At 39.0% G+C, this 17912-nt stretch carries 33 protein-coding genes; 1 reads left to right on the plus strand and 32 read right to left on the minus strand.

Features of this window, described 5'->3' with window-relative positions:
• Positions 1 to 93: 93 nt before the first annotated feature.
• The 32 genes from rplQ to rpsL form a co-directional block, all read right to left on the minus strand.
• Complete coding sequence (rplQ, locus tag B5E95_RS02425) at positions 94 to 477, minus strand: 50S ribosomal protein L17 (RefSeq protein WP_003625821.1); 384 nt, start codon at positions 475 to 477, stop codon at positions 94 to 96.
• Between the two features lie 26 nt (positions 478 to 503).
• Positions 504 to 1442: a DNA-directed RNA polymerase subunit alpha gene (locus tag B5E95_RS02430; RefSeq protein WP_025005254.1), complete on the minus strand. Its 939-nt coding sequence runs from the start codon at positions 1440 to 1442 to the stop codon at positions 504 to 506.
• Between the two features lie 45 nt (positions 1443 to 1487).
• Positions 1488 to 1877, minus strand: a complete 390-nt coding sequence (gene rpsK / locus B5E95_RS02435; RefSeq protein WP_003625817.1) for a 30S ribosomal protein S11 — start codon at positions 1875 to 1877, stop codon at positions 1488 to 1490.
• A 24-nt stretch (positions 1878 to 1901) separates the two neighbouring features.
• Entirely contained in the window at positions 1902 to 2252 is a 351-nt protein-coding gene (gene rpsM / locus B5E95_RS02440) for a 30S ribosomal protein S13 (protein WP_003625815.1), read from the minus strand.
• Positions 2253 to 2280: 28 nt separating this feature from the next.
• Positions 2281 to 2397 carry a 50S ribosomal protein L36 gene (gene rpmJ / locus B5E95_RS02445; protein ID WP_005721621.1) on the minus strand — a complete coding sequence of 39 codons (117 nt, stop codon included), beginning with the start codon at positions 2395 to 2397 and terminating at the stop codon, positions 2281 to 2283.
• A 16-nt stretch (positions 2398 to 2413) separates the two neighbouring features.
• Positions 2414 to 2635, minus strand: coding sequence for a translation initiation factor IF-1 (infA, locus tag B5E95_RS02450; RefSeq protein ID WP_002878178.1), 222 nt, complete (start codon positions 2633 to 2635; stop codon positions 2414 to 2416).
• 71 nt (positions 2636 to 2706) lie between these two features.
• Complete coding sequence (locus B5E95_RS02455) at positions 2707 to 3363, minus strand: adenylate kinase (RefSeq protein WP_025005255.1); 657 nt, start codon at positions 3361 to 3363, stop codon at positions 2707 to 2709.
• A gap of 10 nt (positions 3364 to 3373) precedes the next feature.
• Positions 3374 to 4669, minus strand: coding sequence for a preprotein translocase subunit SecY (secY, locus tag B5E95_RS02460; RefSeq protein ID WP_025005256.1), 1296 nt, complete (start codon positions 4667 to 4669; stop codon positions 3374 to 3376).
• Positions 4669 to 5109, minus strand: a complete 441-nt coding sequence (rplO, locus tag B5E95_RS02465; RefSeq protein WP_003625809.1) for a 50S ribosomal protein L15 — start codon at positions 5107 to 5109, stop codon at positions 4669 to 4671. Before rplO ends, secY begins: the two co-directional genes overlap by 1 nt.
• Positions 5110 to 5132: 23 nt before the next feature.
• Positions 5133 to 5318 (minus strand): 50S ribosomal protein L30, encoded by a 186-nt coding sequence (gene rpmD, locus B5E95_RS02470; protein WP_025005257.1) that lies wholly within the window; start codon positions 5316 to 5318, stop codon positions 5133 to 5135.
• 16 nt (positions 5319 to 5334) lie between these two features.
• Positions 5335 to 5841 carry a 30S ribosomal protein S5 gene (gene rpsE, locus B5E95_RS02475; protein WP_003625807.1) on the minus strand — a complete coding sequence of 169 codons (507 nt, stop codon included), beginning with the start codon at positions 5839 to 5841 and terminating at the stop codon, positions 5335 to 5337.
• A gap of 17 nt (positions 5842 to 5858) precedes the next feature.
• Positions 5859 to 6218, minus strand: coding sequence for a 50S ribosomal protein L18 (gene rplR, locus B5E95_RS02480; protein ID WP_007126808.1), 360 nt, complete (start codon positions 6216 to 6218; stop codon positions 5859 to 5861).
• 25 nt (positions 6219 to 6243) lie between these two features.
• Positions 6244 to 6774, minus strand: a complete 531-nt coding sequence (gene rplF, locus B5E95_RS02485; RefSeq protein ID WP_025005258.1) for a 50S ribosomal protein L6 — start codon at positions 6772 to 6774, stop codon at positions 6244 to 6246.
• 24 nt (positions 6775 to 6798) lie between these two features.
• Positions 6799 to 7197: a 30S ribosomal protein S8 gene (gene rpsH / locus B5E95_RS02490; protein ID WP_003625802.1), complete on the minus strand. Its 399-nt coding sequence runs from the start codon at positions 7195 to 7197 to the stop codon at positions 6799 to 6801.
• A gap of 24 nt (positions 7198 to 7221) precedes the next feature.
• A complete protein-coding gene (locus tag B5E95_RS02495; RefSeq protein ID WP_003549037.1) occupies positions 7222 to 7407 on the minus strand; it encodes a type Z 30S ribosomal protein S14 in 186 nt (61 codons plus the stop codon).
• Between the two features lie 12 nt (positions 7408 to 7419).
• Positions 7420 to 7962 carry a 50S ribosomal protein L5 gene (gene rplE, locus B5E95_RS02500; RefSeq protein ID WP_087175958.1) on the minus strand — a complete coding sequence of 181 codons (543 nt, stop codon included), beginning with the start codon at positions 7960 to 7962 and terminating at the stop codon, positions 7420 to 7422.
• A 14-nt stretch (positions 7963 to 7976) separates the two neighbouring features.
• On the minus strand, positions 7977 to 8210 hold the full coding sequence (gene rplX / locus B5E95_RS02505; RefSeq protein WP_003549035.1) for a 50S ribosomal protein L24: 234 nt from the start codon (positions 8208 to 8210) through the stop codon (positions 7977 to 7979).
• 19 nt (positions 8211 to 8229) lie between these two features.
• Complete coding sequence (gene rplN / locus B5E95_RS02510) at positions 8230 to 8598, minus strand: 50S ribosomal protein L14 (RefSeq protein WP_012211380.1); 369 nt, start codon at positions 8596 to 8598, stop codon at positions 8230 to 8232.
• Positions 8599 to 8629: 31 nt separating this feature from the next.
• Positions 8630 to 8896 carry a 30S ribosomal protein S17 gene (gene rpsQ, locus B5E95_RS02515; protein WP_005721626.1) on the minus strand — a complete coding sequence of 89 codons (267 nt, stop codon included), beginning with the start codon at positions 8894 to 8896 and terminating at the stop codon, positions 8630 to 8632.
• A gap of 18 nt (positions 8897 to 8914) precedes the next feature.
• Positions 8915 to 9112, minus strand: a complete 198-nt coding sequence (gene rpmC, locus B5E95_RS02520) for a 50S ribosomal protein L29 (protein ID WP_025005260.1) — start codon at positions 9110 to 9112, stop codon at positions 8915 to 8917.
• Positions 9102 to 9542 (minus strand): 50S ribosomal protein L16, encoded by a 441-nt coding sequence (gene rplP, locus B5E95_RS02525; RefSeq protein ID WP_003625792.1) that lies wholly within the window; start codon positions 9540 to 9542, stop codon positions 9102 to 9104. Before rplP ends, rpmC begins: the two co-directional genes overlap by 11 nt.
• On the minus strand, positions 9542 to 10216 hold the full coding sequence (rpsC, locus tag B5E95_RS02530) for a 30S ribosomal protein S3 (RefSeq protein ID WP_057729734.1): 675 nt from the start codon (positions 10214 to 10216) through the stop codon (positions 9542 to 9544). The genes rplP and rpsC overlap by 1 nt, the downstream gene beginning before the upstream one ends.
• Positions 10217 to 10229: 13 nt before the next feature.
• Complete coding sequence (rplV, locus tag B5E95_RS02535; protein WP_003625788.1) at positions 10230 to 10583, minus strand: 50S ribosomal protein L22; 354 nt, start codon at positions 10581 to 10583, stop codon at positions 10230 to 10232.
• A gap of 19 nt (positions 10584 to 10602) precedes the next feature.
• Positions 10603 to 10884, minus strand: coding sequence for a 30S ribosomal protein S19 (gene rpsS, locus B5E95_RS02540; RefSeq protein ID WP_025005262.1), 282 nt, complete (start codon positions 10882 to 10884; stop codon positions 10603 to 10605).
• Between the two features lie 18 nt (positions 10885 to 10902).
• A complete protein-coding gene (rplB, locus tag B5E95_RS02545) occupies positions 10903 to 11739 on the minus strand; it encodes a 50S ribosomal protein L2 (protein WP_025005263.1) in 837 nt (278 codons plus the stop codon).
• Between the two features lie 15 nt (positions 11740 to 11754).
• Positions 11755 to 12060, minus strand: coding sequence for a 50S ribosomal protein L23 (rplW, locus tag B5E95_RS02550; protein ID WP_025005264.1), 306 nt, complete (start codon positions 12058 to 12060; stop codon positions 11755 to 11757).
• Positions 12060 to 12677, minus strand: coding sequence for a 50S ribosomal protein L4 (rplD, locus tag B5E95_RS02555; protein ID WP_025005265.1), 618 nt, complete (start codon positions 12675 to 12677; stop codon positions 12060 to 12062). The genes rplW and rplD overlap by 1 nt, the downstream gene beginning before the upstream one ends.
• 14 nt (positions 12678 to 12691) lie before the next feature.
• Positions 12692 to 13330 (minus strand): 50S ribosomal protein L3, encoded by a 639-nt coding sequence (rplC, locus tag B5E95_RS02560; RefSeq protein ID WP_003625776.1) that lies wholly within the window; start codon positions 13328 to 13330, stop codon positions 12692 to 12694.
• A gap of 23 nt (positions 13331 to 13353) precedes the next feature.
• Positions 13354 to 13662 (minus strand): 30S ribosomal protein S10, encoded by a 309-nt coding sequence (gene rpsJ / locus B5E95_RS02565; RefSeq protein ID WP_003549023.1) that lies wholly within the window; start codon positions 13660 to 13662, stop codon positions 13354 to 13356.
• Positions 13663 to 13979: 317 nt separating this feature from the next.
• The gene (gene fusA, locus B5E95_RS02570) at positions 13980 to 16073 is read right to left on the minus strand and encodes an elongation factor G (protein WP_025005266.1); all 2094 of its coding nucleotides are present in this window, start codon (positions 16071 to 16073) and stop codon (positions 13980 to 13982) included.
• A gap of 33 nt (positions 16074 to 16106) precedes the next feature.
• A complete protein-coding gene (gene rpsG, locus B5E95_RS02575) occupies positions 16107 to 16577 on the minus strand; it encodes a 30S ribosomal protein S7 (protein ID WP_003549021.1) in 471 nt (156 codons plus the stop codon).
• 15 nt (positions 16578 to 16592) lie between these two features.
• Entirely contained in the window at positions 16593 to 17000 is a 408-nt protein-coding gene (gene rpsL, locus B5E95_RS02580; protein ID WP_025014719.1) for a 30S ribosomal protein S12, read from the minus strand.
• 182 nt (positions 17001 to 17182) lie between these two features.
• Here rpsL and B5E95_RS02585 point away from each other — a divergent pair, with 182 nt between their 5' ends.
• Complete coding sequence (locus tag B5E95_RS02585; protein WP_087175957.1) at positions 17183 to 17866, plus strand: prepilin peptidase; 684 nt, start codon at positions 17183 to 17185, stop codon at positions 17864 to 17866.
• Positions 17867 to 17912 lie beyond the last annotated feature (46 nt).

Below are 17912 nucleotides of genomic sequence, written 5' to 3' on the forward strand. Positions count from 1 at the left end.
TCTAAGCTAGACTAAGCTTTCGCCATCATCTTTACGCTTTTTCTCACTTTCATGGATAATTCTTAATACGTATTAAGTTGTGGTAATTCTGAATTAAACTAATTCAAGAATAACCATTGGAGCAGCATCACCTTTACGAGGAACAGCTAACTTCAAAATTCTGGTGTAACCACCATTGCGATCCTTGTAACGAGGTGCTACATCGCTGAAAAGCTTTTGCAATGCTGACTTAACAACAACTGCATCTTTTTCTTCATGAACATCTGCAACTTCGTTACGTACGAATGCTGCAGCCTTTCTTCTTGAAGCTAAATCGCCGCGCTTACCTAAAGTGATCATCTTTTCGGCAGTCTTACGAACTTCTTTAGCACGAGTTTCAGTAGTAACAATACGTTCGTTCATGATTAATTGAGTAGTCATTTCTCTTAGCATTGCTTTTCTGTGAGCACTATCGCGACCTAATTTACGGTATGCCATGGGTTTGCCTCCTTTATTTACCTACTTTAGTCTTCTTGACGAAGTGAAAGACCTAAGTCGGTTAATTTATTCTTAACTTCTTCCAATGATTTACGTCCCAAGTTACGTACACGCATCATATCTGATTCTGTCTTATCAGTTAACTCTTGAAGAGTGTTAATGCCGGCACGTTTCAGGCAGTTATATGAACGAACAGAAAGATCAAGCTCTTCAATTGTCATTTCGAGTTTCTTTTCTTTCTTATCGTCTTCCTTTTCCACCATTACTTCGCTGAATTTAGTATCTGCATCAGCTGATTCAAATACCTTGAAATGTTCAACTAAAATCTTAGCAGCAAAACTAAGGGCGTCATTAGGCTTGATTGAACCGTCAGTCCAAATCTCAAAAGTGAGCTTGTCAAAATCGTCTCTCTTACCAACACGAGTTGATTCAACTTGGTAGTTAACCTTTTTAATTGGTGAGAATAGAGAATCAACAGGAATTACTCCAATTGGCATGTCATCACTCTTATTGTCACTTGCAGCAACATAACCTCTACCATTTTGCACGGCAATTTCCATGTGCAAGTGTCCACCTTCAGCAATGGTACAAATGTATTGATCCGGATTTAAGACTTGAACGTCTGCATCAACTTTAAGATCATCAGCAGTTACTGTGGCAGGACCTTCAACGTCTAACTCAATAACCTTTCTCTCATCTGAAAGAGACTTTAATTCAAGTTTCTTCAAATTAAGAATAATCTTGGTTACATCTTCTCTGACGCCAGGAACTGTTGAGAACTCGTGTAAAACGCCATCAATTTGCACATAAACAAGTCCAGTACCTGGAATAGAAGTAAGTAAGACTCTTCTTAGAGAGTTACCTAAAGTAGTACCAAAGCCTCGCTCAAGTGGTTCAACAACAAACTTACCGTAAGAATCTTCTTGTTCAACAACGGTAATATTTGGTTTTTCAAATTCAATCATTACTGGGCCCCTTTCAAAACGTAACGTCCTATATCAAGGACAATATTAAACACGACGACGTTTTGGTGGTCTGGAACCATTGTGGGGAACTGGCGTAACGTCACGAATTGCAGTAATTTCAAGACCAGTTGCTTGAAGTGATCTAATAGCAGATTCACGACCAGCACCAGGACCTTTTACAGAAACTTCTACATGTTTCATACCTTGGTCCATTGCACTCTTAGCTGCTGCTTCTGCTGCCATTTGAGCTGCAAATGGAGTAGACTTACGACTACCCTTAAAGCCCAATGCACCAGCTGAAGACCAAGCAACTGCATTACCTTGAACGTCAGTAATCATGACTAAAGTATTATTAAACGTTGAGTGAATGTGTGCCACACCGCTTTCAACATGCTTCTTCACACGACGCTTACGTGCTGTTTTCTTTGCAGGCATCAATAAACCTCCTTATAAATAAAATTAACGGTTTCTCTTAGTACCCTTACGAGTACGAGCATTATTCTTGGTATTTTGACCACGAACTGGAAGTCCACGGCGGTGACGAATACCACGATAAGAACCAATATCAACTAAACGCTTAATGTTCATGCTTACTTCACGGCGTAAGTCACCTTCAACACGATACTTATCAACTTCAGTACGAAGCTTTTCTTGATCTTCTGGAGTTAAATCCTTTGAACGAACGTCTTCAGAAACACCAGCATCAGCACAAATCTTCTTAGCAGTTGCATCACCAATACCATAAATGTATGTTAAAGCAACAACAATTCTTTTATCTCTTGGTAAGTCAACACCAGCAATACGAGCCATAAACTACACCTCCTCTTTTTCTACACTATTAACCTTGACGTTGCTTGTGCTTTGGATTTGCTGAGCAAATAACCATTACACGGCCATGTCTCTTAATAACTTTACAATGTTCGCACATTGGTTTAACAGATGGTCTAACCTTCATGTTTCCCTCCGTTATATTACTTTATAAACCGATACGTAATTCTACCTTTAGTTAAATCATATGGAGATAATTCTACTGTTACACGGTCTCCAGGCAAAATGCGAATATAGTGCATTCTGATTTTACCTGAAACATGTGCTAAAATAGTAGCCCCATTTTCTAATTCAACTTTAAACATAGCATTAGGTAAGGTATCTACTACCTTACCCTCTACTTCAATGACATCATCTTTTGCCAAAGTTGTTCCTCCGCAATTAAACAGTCATACTTTGAAATTATAACACGGATAAAAAATTATACAAATTTATTCTATTGATTATTACTCAATACCGCATCAATATCTTCAAAGACTTTTTCTGGAGTTTGTTCACCATTAATTACAGTAAGCAAACCTTTCTTTTGATAAAAGTCTTTCAAAGGTGCATTCATCTTTTCATTAACTTCAAGACGATTCTTAACAACTTCTGGCTTATCATCTTCACGTTGATAAAATTCATGACCACCACAACGATCACAAGTACCTTCAACTTTAGGTTGCTTTGAAAGTTTATTATAAGTGGCACCACAATTTTTACACATGTATCTAGCTGATAAACGCTTAATCAAAGTATCTTCATCAACTTCAAGCGCAATAACATTTGTTAATGGTTTCTTTAAGCGTTTAGTAATACCATCAAGAAGTTCTGCTTGTACAGTAGTTCTTGGGAAACCGTCTAAGATGAAACCTTCTTTAATATCAGGTTGGCTTAAACGTTCTTCAACTAACTTAGCAGTAACTTCATCTGGTACCAAGTTACCTTTATCAATGTAACTTTTAGCTTCAAGACCAACCTTAGTCTTATTAGCCATTGCTTCCCTAAACATATCTCCAGTTGAAATATGAGTTAAGTGATATTTATCGACGATTCTCTCTGATGCTGTACCTTTACCAGCACCCGGTAAACCTAAAAGAATTAAGTTAATCATTTATCCGTTCCTATCTGATGAATCCAACATATTCTCTCTTCATTAACAATCCGTTAATTTGACGAGATAACTCAAGAACAACCCCAATAACAATTAAAAGACTTGTTCCTCCTAAACCAATGGAACTTGGGAGATTCCAAAAGTTAGTAGCTAATTGAGGCAATAATGCAACTAAGCCTAAAAATACTGAACCTACAGTTGATAATTTAATCAACATTTTTGAAATATAATTCTGGGTATCTTTACCTGGCCAAACGCTAGGAATATAAGCACCTTGTTTTTGTAAGTTTTCTGCTAGCTTCTCAGGGTTAACCTGTACAAAAGCGTAGAAGAATGTAAATAGAATAATTAAAAAGGTGTAGATAATAACTCCAGGTGTAGTTTGTAAACTAAAGATCTGGTTCATTACTTTAAACCATTGCTGATCACCTTGGGTTCTTTGAAAGGCCATTAAAATTGTTGCCGGTGTAACAATAAAAGAACTGGCAAAAATAACTGGAATAACTCCAGATACATTAACCTTTAATGGTAGAAAACTTTCAGAACCACTAATCGTCGCTCTTCTTGTGTATTGAATAGGAATACGACGATCAGCTTGTTCAACCCATGTAACCAATTGGGTTACAATAAGGATTGCAACTATAACCGCGATGAAGAACAAAATACCTTGCCAACGATCACTGGCACTATTATTAATAATTCCTTCTTTATAGATTTGCCATAATCCACTAGGTAATCTTGCAATAATACCAGCAAAGATAATTACTGATACACCATTTCCAAGTCCCTTATCTGTGATTTCATCACCTAACCATGTTAATAACATAGTTCCGGCGGTCATGATAATAGCAATTTCTATATAAGTTTGTGGAGTTTGATTCTTTACCAACCCCATTTCAGTCAAGGCGTTAAAACCTAATGTAATACCAATACTTTGAACAAAAGCAACAACTAATGTCAAATATCTAGTTACTTGATTAGTCTTACGACGCCCAACTTCACCTTGTTTCCCCCATTCTACTAATGTAGGTACGATATCCATTTGTAATAATTGAATTACAATTTGGGCCGTAATATAGGGAGAAACACCCAAGGAAAATATTGAATAGTTATCTAGTCCACCACCAGATACAGTATCTAGCATTGGAACTAATCCAGTTTGAGCAACCTGAGTGATCGCCTTTGCATTAACACCAGGAACAGCAATATTAGCACCAATCCGGTATATTAAAAGAATAAAGAGTGTAAAATAAATTTTATTTCTAATTTCTTTATCTTTAAAGGCGTTCTTCAAGGTCGAAAACATTAGATCACCTCAACAGTTCCGCCAGCGGCTTCAACTGCCTTCTTAGCAGCTGCGGAAACTTTGTTAACCTTTACAGTTAATTTAACTTTCAATTCACCGTTGCCAAGTAACTTAACGCCTGATAATTCTTTCTTTACCAAACCGTTTTCCTTAAGAGTTTCAACAGTTACTTCACTACCGTCATTGAACTTATTTAAGTCATCTAAGTTTACAATTGCATATTCTTTACGGTTAATATTCTTAAAACCACGCTTTGGCATAGTTCTGAATAATGGCATTTGACCACCTTCAAAACCTAAACGTGTATGACCGCCTTGACGAGCTAATTGACCCTTTTGACCACGGCCAGAAGTTTTACCGTAACCACTTGAAGTACCACGACCAACACGTTTTCTATTGCGACGTGAGCCTTCAGCAGAATGTAATTCATGAAGCTTCATTAATTTGGCACCTCCTTGATATCTTATTTATTAATCTCTTCAACAGAGATTAAGTGAGCAATTTTCAATAATGCACCGCGAGTAGCAGCGTTGTCTGGAAGAACAACAGTACTATTTACTCTACCTAAGCCAAGAGCTTTAACAATCTTTCTTTGTTCAGGTAGACGGTGAGCAGCACTTCTAATTAAAGTAATCTTTAAATCAGTCATCTATGATCTCCCTAATCTAAGCTCTTTCAGGTTGACGAAGTTTATTTACTTCTTCGCTAGTTCTAAGCTTCTTCAAACCATCGATAGTTGCACGAACAACGTTGATTGGAGTATTAGAACCAAGTGACTTTGAAGTTACGTCTGAAATACCAGCCATATCCATAACGATACGTACGGCACCACCAGCAGCAACACCGGAACCAGCTTCAGCAGGCTTCAATAAAATGTTACCTGAACCGTAGTGACCAATAACTTCATGAGGAATAGTAGTACCAACTTTAGGTACGTTAATCATCTTCTTCTTACCGTCTTCTACAGCCTTACGGATTGCTTCTGGGACTTCTTGAGCTTTACCAGTACCAAAACCTACACGGCCTTTCTTGTCGCCAACAACAACAAGAGCAGCAAATCTCATACGGCGACCACCTTTAACAACCTTAGTGATACGGTTGACAGCGACTAATTGATCTTCGATATCGTCTTTGTTTCTGCGATTATTACGAGAATCATTACGGTTTGCCATGTGTTAATTCTCCTTTCCTAGAAATCTAATCCGTTTTCACGAGCAGCATCAGCTAACGCTTGAATACGGCCGTGGTATAAGTAACCACTTCTATCAAATACAACTGTAGAAATGTTCTTAGCCTTTGCAGCTTCAGCAATAGCCTTACCTACAGCAGCAGCTTGTTCTACCTTAGTTGCATCTTCTGATACGTTTTCATCCAAAGTTGAGGCGCTTGCAAGCGTAACACCCGCTACGTCATCAATTAATTGAGCGTAGATGTTTTTATTTGAACGAAAAATGCTTAAGCGTGGGCGCTCAGCAGTACCAGAAATCTTACCACGAATACGTTTATGACGCTTTAAGCGTAACTTGTTTTTATCTGGTTTAGAAATCACAATTTCACCTCAAAATAACTACTTATTACTTACCTGTCTTACCTTCCTTACGACGTACGTATTCATCAACATAACGAATACCCTTACCCTTGTAAGGTTCTGGTGGACGTACGGCGCGGATTTCAGCTGCAAATTGACCTACATCTTGCTTTGAAACACCTTCAACTTCTACATCAGTTGCTGAAGTTGCCTTAACAGAAACACCTTCTGGTGCAGTCAATACAACTGGGTGTGAGTAACCAACGTTTAAAGTAATCTTGTTGCCTTGTGCTTGTGCACGGTAACCAACACCGATTAACTTTAAAGTCTTCTTATAACCGTTAACTACACCTTCGATCATTGAAGCTAAGTTAGCTCTTTCAGTACCGTGAATTGCTTTATCATTTTCACTTGAACGTGAAAAGTTAATTTCACCGTCTTTTTGTTCAAAAGTGATCTTTGGATCGAAGTATCTAGTTAATTCACCCTTAGGGCCCTTAACAGTAATGTTGTCGCCTTCCTTGGTAACAGTGACACTGTCAGGGACTTCAATAGTCTTTAAACCGATTCGGCTCATTAATTGTTCTCCTTTCTGTCAGTATTACCAAACGTAGGCAATTACTTCGCCGCCAACGTTCTTTTGTCTTGCTTCTTTGTCAGTAATAACACCAGCAGAAGTAGAAACGATGGCAATGCCTAAACCATTAAGAACTTTAGGTAAGTCCTCAGCACTTACGTAGTTTCTAAGACCTGGCTTAGAAATACGCTTTAAGCCTGAAATAACGCGTTCTCCATTTGGACCATATTTCAAGAATACCTTGATAACGCCTTGCTTGTTATCATCAGCAACTTCGTAATCACGGATGAAACCTTCACGTTTCAAAATTTCTGAAATAGACTTTTTAATATTTGATGCAGGAATTTCAACTGAATCGTGCTTTGCCATGTTGGCATTTCTGATTCTAGTCAAGTAATCTGCGATTGGATCTGTCATGACCATTTAAGCTATCCTCCTAACCGTATACTACCAACTAGCCTTTTTAAGACCAGGGATTTGACCCTTGTGTGCTAATTCCTTTAAGCAAATACGGCATAAACCGAATTTACGGTATACGGAATGTGGACGACCACATCTCTCGCAACGTGTATATTCGCGTGAAGAGAACTTAGCAGGACGACGATTTCTGATTTTTTGTGATGTTTTAGCCATTAATGTCCTCCACTATCTTGCAAACGGCATACCAAATTGAGTCAAAAGTTCACGAGCTTCTTCATCAGTGTTGGCAGTAGTTACGATAACAATGTCTAAACCTCTAGTACGGTTAACCTTATCAAAATCGATTTCTGGGAAAATCAATTGTTCCTTAACACCTAAAGTGTAGTTACCACGACCATCAAATGAACGAGTTGATACACCACGGAAGTCACGAACACGTGGAAGAGAAACATTGATTAACTTGTATAAGAAGTCGTACATTCTGTCGCCTCTAAGGGTTACCTTAGCACCGATAGACATACCTTCACGTAAACGGAAGTTAGCGATTGACTTCTTTGCCTTAGTAATTAATGGCTTTTGACCAGAAATTAAAGTTAATTCTTCAACAGCTTCGTCCAAGTTCTTGGCGTTAGAAACAGCGTCACCGACACCCATGTTCAAAACGATCTTGTCGATCTTTGGAATTTGCATTGATGACTTGTAATCAAACTTTTCTGCCAATGCAGGAGCTACTTTTTCTTTGTATTCTTCAGCTAAATAACTTGCCATTTGTGTCCTCCCTTCTACTTATCTTCTTTTTTACTAATAACTTTAACGTTTGATGCGTGAATTGAACCTTCTGATTCAACTACACCACCATTAGCGTTGGTTTGAGAAGGCTTTTGGTGCTTCTTAATCTTGTTAACACCCTTAACAACTACACGGTTCTTCTTAACATTAACAGAAAGAACAGTACCTTCTTTACCTTTATCTTTTCCGGCAATAACTTTTACCTTGTCACCAGTTTTAACGAACATCAGTGCACCTCACTATCAATTATAAGACTTCAGGAGCAAGAGAGACGATCTTCATAAAGTCGTACTCACGTAACTCACGTGCAACTGGCCCAAAGATACGAGTACCACGTGGGCTCTTATCTGCGTTAATAATTACTCCAGCATTTTCGTCGAATTTGATGTATGAACCATCTTCACGACGTGCACCTGACTTTGTTCTGACAATTACAGCTTTTACAACGTCGCCCTTTTTGACAACGCCACCTGGTGTTGCTTGCTTAACAGTACATACAACGATGTCACCAATGTTACCGGTCTTACGCTTTGATCCACCTAAGACTCTAATAACTAAAAGTTCTCTGGCACCAGAGTTATCAGCAACCTTTAAACGAGATTCGTTTTGAATCACTGTAGAATCCTCCCCTCACTAAATCCGCAAATTAAACAGATTTCTTAACAATCTTTACTAAACGGAAGCGCTTCTTACGAGATAATGGACGGGTTTCCATGATACGTACAGTATCGCCAACTTTAGCTTCGTTATTTTCGTCTTGTGCGTAGTATTTCTTAGAATATCTAATACGCTTGTTGTAAACTGGGTGGTTCTTGTAAGTATCAACAACGACTACGATAGTCTTGTCCATCTTATCAGAAACTACACGACCTTGGTATACGTGACGACGATTTCTTTCGTTTGTTTCGCTCAAGTTAATAGCTCCCTTCCATTAATTGTTTTCTAATGCTTTTTCGCTCAGAACAGTCTTGATTCTGGCGATATTCTTGCGGACTTTACTCAAGCGAGCGGTATTTTCTAATTGACCCGTTGCTTGTTGGAAACGCAAATTAAAGAGTTCTTCTTTATATTGCTTTTCTTTTTCTAACATTTGATCAGTGGTTAATGCTCTGATATCTTTAGCCTTCATTAGATTCGCCACCTACTTCCGAACTTCTAGTTACAAACTTAGTCTTAATTGGTAACTTAGTTGAAGCAAGTCTCAAAGCTTCACGAGCAGTTGCTTCATCAACACCACCAATTTCAAACATAATCTTTTCTCTCTTAACTACAGCTACCCAACCTGCAGGTGCACCTTTACCAGAACCCATACGTACACCTACACCTTTAGCAGTGTATGACTTTTGAGGGAAAATTCTAATCCAAACTTTACCGCCACGCTTCATGTAACGTGTCATAGCAACACGGGCTGCTTCGATTTGACGGTTAGTAATCCAATGTGATTCGAGGGCTTCAAGACCATATTCACCAAAGGCAATATATTTACCACCTTTAGCAGCACCACGCATCTTACCACGGAATTCACGACGGTGTTTTACTCGTTTTGGTACTAAAGGCATTATCTATTTCCTCCCTTCGCTGGCTTTGAAGCTGGCTTGTTCTTACGAGTAGGTAAGATTTCGCCACGGTTGATCCAAGCTTGAACACCAATTTCACCATAAGTAGTGAAAGCATTTACCCAAGCATAATCAATATCAGCTCTCAAAGTTTGTAATGGAACACGACCTTCTGTGTGCCATTCTCTTCTTGCCATGTCGGCACCGTTCAAACGACCAGAAGTTTGAACCTTGATACCCTTGGCACCAGCACGCATAGCTCTTTGAGTAGCTTGACGCATAGCACGTCTAAAAGCAATACGAGCTTCAAGTTGACGAGCAATACTATCTGCTACCAATTCAGCATCAAGATCTGGTTTCTTAATTTCAACAATATTAATGTGAACTTGCTTACCAGTTAAAGCATTTAATTGTTTTCTTAAAGCTTCAACTTCAGAACCACCTTTACCAATTACCATACCAGGCTTTGCGGTGTGGATTGAAATGTTAATTCTGTTAGCTGCACGTTCAATTTCAACAGTAGACACTGAAGCATCCTTCAATTTCTTTGAAATAAACTTTCTGATTCGAAGGTCTTCATTTAAAGTTTCTTTGTATCCTTTGTCAGCATACCATTTTGATTCCCAATCACGGATGACACCGAGACGAAAACCGTTTGGGTTAATCTTTTGACCCATTAATATACCTCCCTTAATCGTTCTTTTCTGAAACTACTACAACTACGTGACTGGTTCTCTTGTTAATTGGGGAAGCCATACCCTTAGCACGGGGACGGAATCTCTTTAAAGTAGCACCTTCGTTTACATATGCTTCTGATACGTAAAGATTTGCACTTTCAAGATCGTAGTTGTGTTCTGCGTTAGCAATTGCTGAACGTAAAACTTTTTCAACGATTGGGGAAGCAGCTCTAGGCGTAAATTCTAAGATTGCTAATGCTTCGGCAACGCTCTTACCACGAATTAAGTCAACGACCAAACGAGCTTTTCTTGGAGCGATGCGAACAGTTCTTGCTTCTGCCTTAGCTGAACTAATTTGTTCTGCCATTTAGATGTTTCTCCTTCCTCTATTGTGCTGTGGTTTTATCTTCAGTGGATTTGTGTCCATGGAAAGTTCTTGTTGGAACAAATTCACCTAACTTATGACCAACCATGTCTTCAGTAATGTATACTGGAACATGTTTTCTACCATCGTAAACAGCTATAGTCAAACCAACAAAGGAAGGGAAAATAGTTGAACGACGTGACCAAGTCTTAATAACTTGCTTCTTATCTGCATCTGCTTGTGCATCAACCTTCTTTAATAATGATGCATCAGCAAAAGGACCTTTTTTAATACTACGGCTCATTAATTAACCCTCCTTCTATTACTTGCTACCTTTACGGTGACGAATGATTAACTTCTCGCTAGCCTTCTTGGTGTCTCTAGTCTTGATACCGCGAGCCTTCTTACCCCATGGAGTCATAGGTTGTGGACGACCAACTGGAGCCTTACCTTCACCACCACCATGTGGGTGATCGTTAGGGTTCATTACGGAACCACGTGATTGTGGGCGCTTGCCTAACCAACGCTTACGACCAGCTTTACCTAATTGAATTAATGAATGTTGTTCATTACCTACAACACCAATAGTTGCACGGCATGATGACAAGATCTTACGAACTTCACCACTTTGTAATCTTACTAAAGTGTAATCACCATCAACACCCAAAACTTGAGCAGAAGTACCAGCACTTCTTACAAGTTGGCCACCCTTACCTGGCTTCAATTCAATGTTGTGGATTGAAGTACCAGATGGGATATTCTTTAATGCTAATGCGTTACCTGGCTTAATGTCAACTGAATCGCCTGATTCAACGATATCGCCAACCTTTAATCCCCTAGGTGCTAAGATATAAGCTTTAATACCATCAGTGTAGTGAAGTAATGCGATGTTAGCAGTTCTGTTTGGATCGTATTCGATAGCCTTTACAACTGCCTTTGCATTATCCTTATTACGCTTAAAGTCGATGATACGGTATTTTTGTTTGTGACCACCACCACGGTGTCTTACAGTGATGTGACCATATGAGTTACGACCTGCAGTATGTGATTGTGATTCAAGTAAAGTCTTTTCAGGCTTTGTCTTGGTAATCTCAGCAAAGTCGGAAGAAGTCATATGACGACGACCATTAGTGGTTGGCTTGTAAATCTTAATAGCCAATTGACTGACCTCCTATTACTTGTTGTCTTCTTTATTTTCGTCTTGGAAAATCTTGATGTCGTTTGAATCGTTAGTTAAAGTGACGATTGCCTTTCTACGACGAGCAGTCTTACCAGTGTAACGACCTACTCGCTTGTCTTTACCGCGAACATTCATAATGTTAACGCTCTTTACCTTAACATCGAAGATTTCTTCAACAGCATTGCGAACTTGTGTCTTGGTTGCAGTTAAAAGCACGTCGAATGTGTACTTCTTATCATCCATTAAGTTCGTGGACTTTTCAGTAATGACAGGTCTTAAAATGATATCGCGTGCGTCCATTAAGCCAAAACCTCCTCGATCTTCTTAACAGCATCTTGAGTCAAGATTAACTTATCATAGTTAACTGCATCTTCAACGTTCAAACCGTTAACTGGAACAGCCTTAACCTTAGCTAAGTTTCTTGCGGAAAGTTGTACATTGTTATCATCTGAAACAATTAAAACCTTACCATCAACATTTAAGCTGTTTAACATTGATACTAAATCTTTAGTCTTAGGTGCTGACATAGTCAACTTATCTAAAACGATCAAATCCTTATCAATCATCTTTTGGGAAAGAACTGACTTAATAGCCAAACGACGTTGCTTTCTTGGCATCGTGTATGCGTATGAACGAGGTGTTGGGCCAAATACTGTACCACCACCACGCCATTGTGGAGATCTGATAGAACCTTGACGAGCACGACCAGTACCCTTTTGTCTCCAAGGCTTCTTACCACCACCGCGAACGGCAGATCTGTTCTTAACCTTTGAGGTACCTTGACGCTTACCGGCTCTTTGTCTAATGATTGCTTCAAAAACGACACTTTCGTTAGGCTCAATACCAAAAACTTTATCGTTTAAAGTAACTTCACCAGAATCTTTACCGTTTTGATCCATAACTTTTAAATTAGCCATTCTAGTCCTCCTTCCTATTTATCAGCCTTAACAGCTTTAGAAGCAGTCTTAACAACGATTAATGAGTTCTTAGCACCTGGAACATTGCCCTTGATCATCAATACGTTCTTGTCTGCTACAACTTTTTCAATTACTAAGTTTTCAATGGTAACTTTCTTCATACCCATGTGACCTGGCAAACGCTTGCCCTTTGGTACACGGTTAATGATGGAACCCATTGAACCAGGAATTCTATGGTATCTTGAACCGTGGGTTTCTGGTCCTCTTGATTGGCCCCAACGCTTGATGTTACCTTGGTATCCATGACCTCTTGAAGTACCAGTAACGTTTACAACGTCACCTTCCTTGAATGTATCCACAGTAACTTCTGAGCCGACTTCATAGTCCTTAAGCTCAACACCGCGGATTTCCCGAATGAAGCGCTTAGGTGAAGTCTTTGCCTTATCAGCATGACCTTTTTCTGGTTTGTTGCTCAAAACTTCACGCTTGTCTTGGTAACCTAATTGAACAGCTTCGTAACCGTCTGATTCAACAGTCTTAACTTGCATAACAACGTTAGGAGTTGCTTCTACAACTGTTACAGGAACAAGGACACCATCTTTAGTAAAGATTTGAGTCATACCAACTTTTCTTCCTAAGATTCCTTTGGTCATGTTTACACCTCTTTCTATTTAAATTACAACTTAATTTCGATGTCTACGCCGCTTGGAAGATCAAGCTTCATTAATGAATCAACAGTCTTAGGTGTTGGATTCAAAATATCGATTAAACGCTTGTGAGTGCGCATTTCGAATTGTTCACGTGAGTCCTTGTTCTTGTGTGGTGAACGAAGAACAGTGAATAAAGTTCTTTCTGTTGGAAGAGGAACTGGACCTGAAATTTCAGCACCAGTTCTCTTTGCAGTAGCTACGATCTTAGCAGCTGATTCATCGAGAATACCGTGTTCGTATGACTTAAGTCTAATACGAATTGTTTGACTTGCCATTAAATTACCTCCTTAACGTCTTCTTTAAAAGATGACTCGCTCGGCAAAAATTCCCCGCACGCCACTGTGGCAATGCAGCCTGGCGTGCCGCAACCTTTTGCGTCAACGCTTTACAACAATTTTAATTACTCAAGGCACAATCGTCCCTTAAGCACAAAGACTATTGTACTTTGTCTTTCCTTAAATATCAAGGCTTAAGGGCATTTTTTCTAAAAAAGATTTACAAAAAAAGAGTTATTGAAAATTCTCAATAACTCTTTTTTATATGTAATTGTTTTCAATTAAGCTAAAAGCATAAAGCTTTTCACTATTAAAAATTATTCAGCTTCGCCGCCGCGCTTTTTAATAATGTCAGCTTGAATTGACTTAGGTGTTGGTGAGTAGTGATCAAATACCATAGTAAATGTACCACGACCTTGAGTTGATGAACGCAAAGTAGTTGCGTAACCAAACATTTCTGAAAGTGGAACAAATGAGTTGATGATCTTAGCACCTGCTCTGTCTTCCATACCTTCCATAGTACCACGACGAGCAGTGATTGAACCCATAACATCACCTAAGTATTCTTCTGGAGTGGTTACTTGAACCTTCATAATTGGTTCCAAGATAACAGCGCCAGCTTTTGAAGCAGCGTTCTTCAAAGCAAGTGAAGCAGCAACCTTGAAGGCAGCTTCTGATGAGTCGACTTCGTGGTAACTACCATCGTAAAGCTTAGCCTTAACATCGATCAATGGGTAACCTGCAAGAACACCATTCTTCATAGCTTCTTGTAAACCTTGGTCAACTGAAGGAATGAATTCACGAGGAACAACACCACCAACAATGGCATCTTCAAATTCGTAACCCTTACCTTCTTCGTTAGGAGTAAAGTCAATCCAAACGTCACCGTATTGACCCTTACCACCTGATTGACGAACGAACTTACCTTGTGCCTTAGCTTCCTTAGTGAAGGTTTCACGGTAAGCAACTTGTGGTTCACCGATCTTAGCATCAACGTTAAATTCACGTCTCATACGTTCAACCATGATATCAAGGTGAAGTTCACCCATACCTGAGATCAAAGTTTGACCAGTTTCTGGGTTAGTTTCAGCACGGAAAGTTGGGTCTTCTTCAGTAAGCTTTTGCAAAGCAACGTCCATCTTATCACGGTCAGCCTTTGACTTAGGTTCAACTGATACTTGGATAACTGGATCTGGAACTTTCAAGCTTTCCAAAATAAGTGGGTGATCTGGGTCAGTTAATGAGTCACCAGTAGTGGTGTTCTTCAAACCGATGGCACCAGCGATATCACCTGAGAATACTTCTGGAATTTCAGTTCTTGAGTTGGCGTGCATTTGAAGCAAACGACCAACACGTTCACGACTGTTCTTTGAAGCGTTCAATACGTATGAACCTGATTCAAGAGAACCGGTGTAAACACGGATGAAAGTCAAACGACCTACGAATGGGTCAGTAGCGATCTTGAATGCAAGAGCTGCAAATGGCTTCTTATCGTCAGCCATAAGTTCAACTTCATCACCAGTCTTAGGATCGTGAGCAACGTAAGGCTTAACGTCAAGTGGTGATGGCAAGTAGTCAATAACACCGTCAAGCATCATTTGAACACCCTTGTTCTTGAATGCTGAACCAGCATATACTGGGAAGAATTCCAAGTTCAAAGTTGCTTTACGGATAGCTGCCTTTAATTCATCGTTAGAAATTTCTTCACCGCCAAGGAATTTTTCCATGATGCCGTCATCAACATCGGCTACGGCTTCAATTAAGTCGTTACGACGTGCTTCAGCTTCTTCCTTGTATTCGTCAGGAACTGGAACAGTATCCCACTTAGAACCAAGCTTGTCTTCGTCGTAGATGTCGGCAACCATGTTGATTAAGTCGATAACACCTTCAAAAGTGTCAGCTGAACCAATTGGCATTTGAACAGCATGTGCATTAGCGTTTAAACGTTCGTGCAATGACTTAACTGACTTATCGAAGTCAGCACCGATCTTATCCATCTTGTTAACGAAAACAATACGAGGAACACCGTAAGTTTCAGCTTGACGCCATACGTTTTCAGTTTGTGGTTCAACACCAGCTTGGGCATCAAGAACAGTTACGGCACCATCAAGAACACGAAGTGAACGTTCTACTTCGATAGTGAAGTCAACGTGTCCTGGGGTGTCGATGATGTTAATTCTGTGGTCCTTCCATTGTGCAGTAGTGGCTGCAGAAGTAATGGTGATACCACGTTCCTTTTCTTCATCCATCCAGTCCATTTGTGAATCACCTTCGTGAGTTTCACCAATTTTGTGGATCTTACCAGTGTAGTAAAGGATACGTTCAGTAGTAGTAGTCTTACCCGCATCGATGTGGGCCATAATACCAATGTTACGTGTCTTTGCTAATGGAAATTCACGCTTGTTAGCCATAAATTATTCTCTCCTTAAAATAAAACTAACGAATTAGAAGCGGTAGTGTGCAAATGCACGGTTAGCTTCAGCCATACGGTGAACGTCTTCACGCTTCTTAACTGCTGAACCAGTGTTGTTTGAAGCATCGATGATTTCGTTAGCTAAACGTTCATCCATAGTGTGTTCGTTACGTAAACGAGCGTATGAAACAAGCCATCTTAAACCTAAAGTAGTTCTTCTTTCAGGACGTACTTCAACTGGGATTTGGTAGTTTGAACCACCGATACGGCGAGCTCTAACTTCCAAAACTGGCATAACGTTGTTCATAGCTTCTTCAAATACATCAAGTGGTTCCTTACCAGTCTTGTCTTGAACAATGTTGAAAGCATCGTAAAGGATTGAAGATGCCTTAGCTCTCTTACCATCAATCATCAAGTGATTAATTAACTTGGTAACAAGCTTTGAGTTGTAAACTGGATCTGCTAAAACGTCTCTTTTAGTTACGTGACCTTTTCTAGGCATTATTTAACTCCTCCTTTAATCTTTCTTAGTACCGTACTTAGAACGGCCTTGCTTTCTGCCATCAACACCAGCAGTATCGAGGGCACCACGAATGATGTGGTAACGAACACCAGGAAGGTCCTTTACACGACCACCACGAATTAAAACAACTGAGTGTTCTTGCAAGTTGTGTCCTTCACCTGGAATGTAAGCAGTAACTTCGATTAAGTTTGAAAGACGAACACGAGCGTACTTACGTAAAGCTGAGTTAGGCTTCTTTGGAGTCATAGTACCCACACGAGTTGCAACACCACGCATTTGTGGAGCTGGGTTGAATACTGATTCCTTCTTCATACTGTTGTAGCTGTAATTCAAAGCAGGTGACTTTGACTTAGTAACCTTTGAATGACGGCCTTTTCTTACCAATTGATTAATGGTTGGCATTAAAATTTCCTCCTAAAATTACTATTTTGTTCACACATCCGGGAGTTTCTTTTTATACTCACGAACAGACTGTTCAAAACATACAAACACTATTGTACTCGGTTTTTAATAGAAATCAAACTTTTTCAAAATAAAAAAAGAAAAACAATGATTTTTTGCGTATTAAATAGTGAGGTGATTTTTTGAATTTAATTTATACTTTTACTAATTTTGCAATTGGAACTTGTATTGCATCCCACATGGCAGTAGTTTTTGATCGATGGGAGAACAGAAATTTCATTTTTTCTCGCTCTTATTGCAAAAATTGTCACTTTGAATTATCTTTGCTGGACGAGATTCCTCTTATTTCTTACTTATTATTGAAAGGACGTTGTCATTATTGTAAACAATCTATTCCAAGTGAATTATTTCTGTTTGAATTAGTTGGAGGATTTGCCTTTTCTTTGATTGACTTCAGCTCTATTAGTGGCATCACATCTTCTGTGTTTCTTTCCTCTCTTCTTTTGACGGCTATCGCTGATTTTTATGAAAAAGAATTTGATCTTTTCTTTCTTTTTCCTGCAATAACTATCGCTATCTTAGAAAATAAGTTCTCTGCTTTTACGACCTTAGATTTTATTTCTCTTATATTAATTATTTCAATTTTCAGTTGGAATATTTTTAAGCATAAAATGGGGCTAGGCGACCTATTAATTTATCTCACTATTGCCAGTTACTTAACTCCTTCTATTGCTAACATAATATTTTTATTTGCTTGCTTCTCACTTTTATTATTTTTCGTAATTGAACATAAAGATTCCAACTATCATTATCCTTTCATACCATTTATTTTCTTAGGTTTAGTTCTAACACAATTTTTAAACTAAAAAAGCGTTCCTATTCTTTATGAATAGAAACGCTTTTTATAAGAAC

It is taken from the genome of Lactobacillus gallinarum (assembly GCF_002160635.1).
GTDB lineage: Bacteria > Bacillota > Bacilli > Lactobacillales > Lactobacillaceae > Lactobacillus > Lactobacillus gallinarum.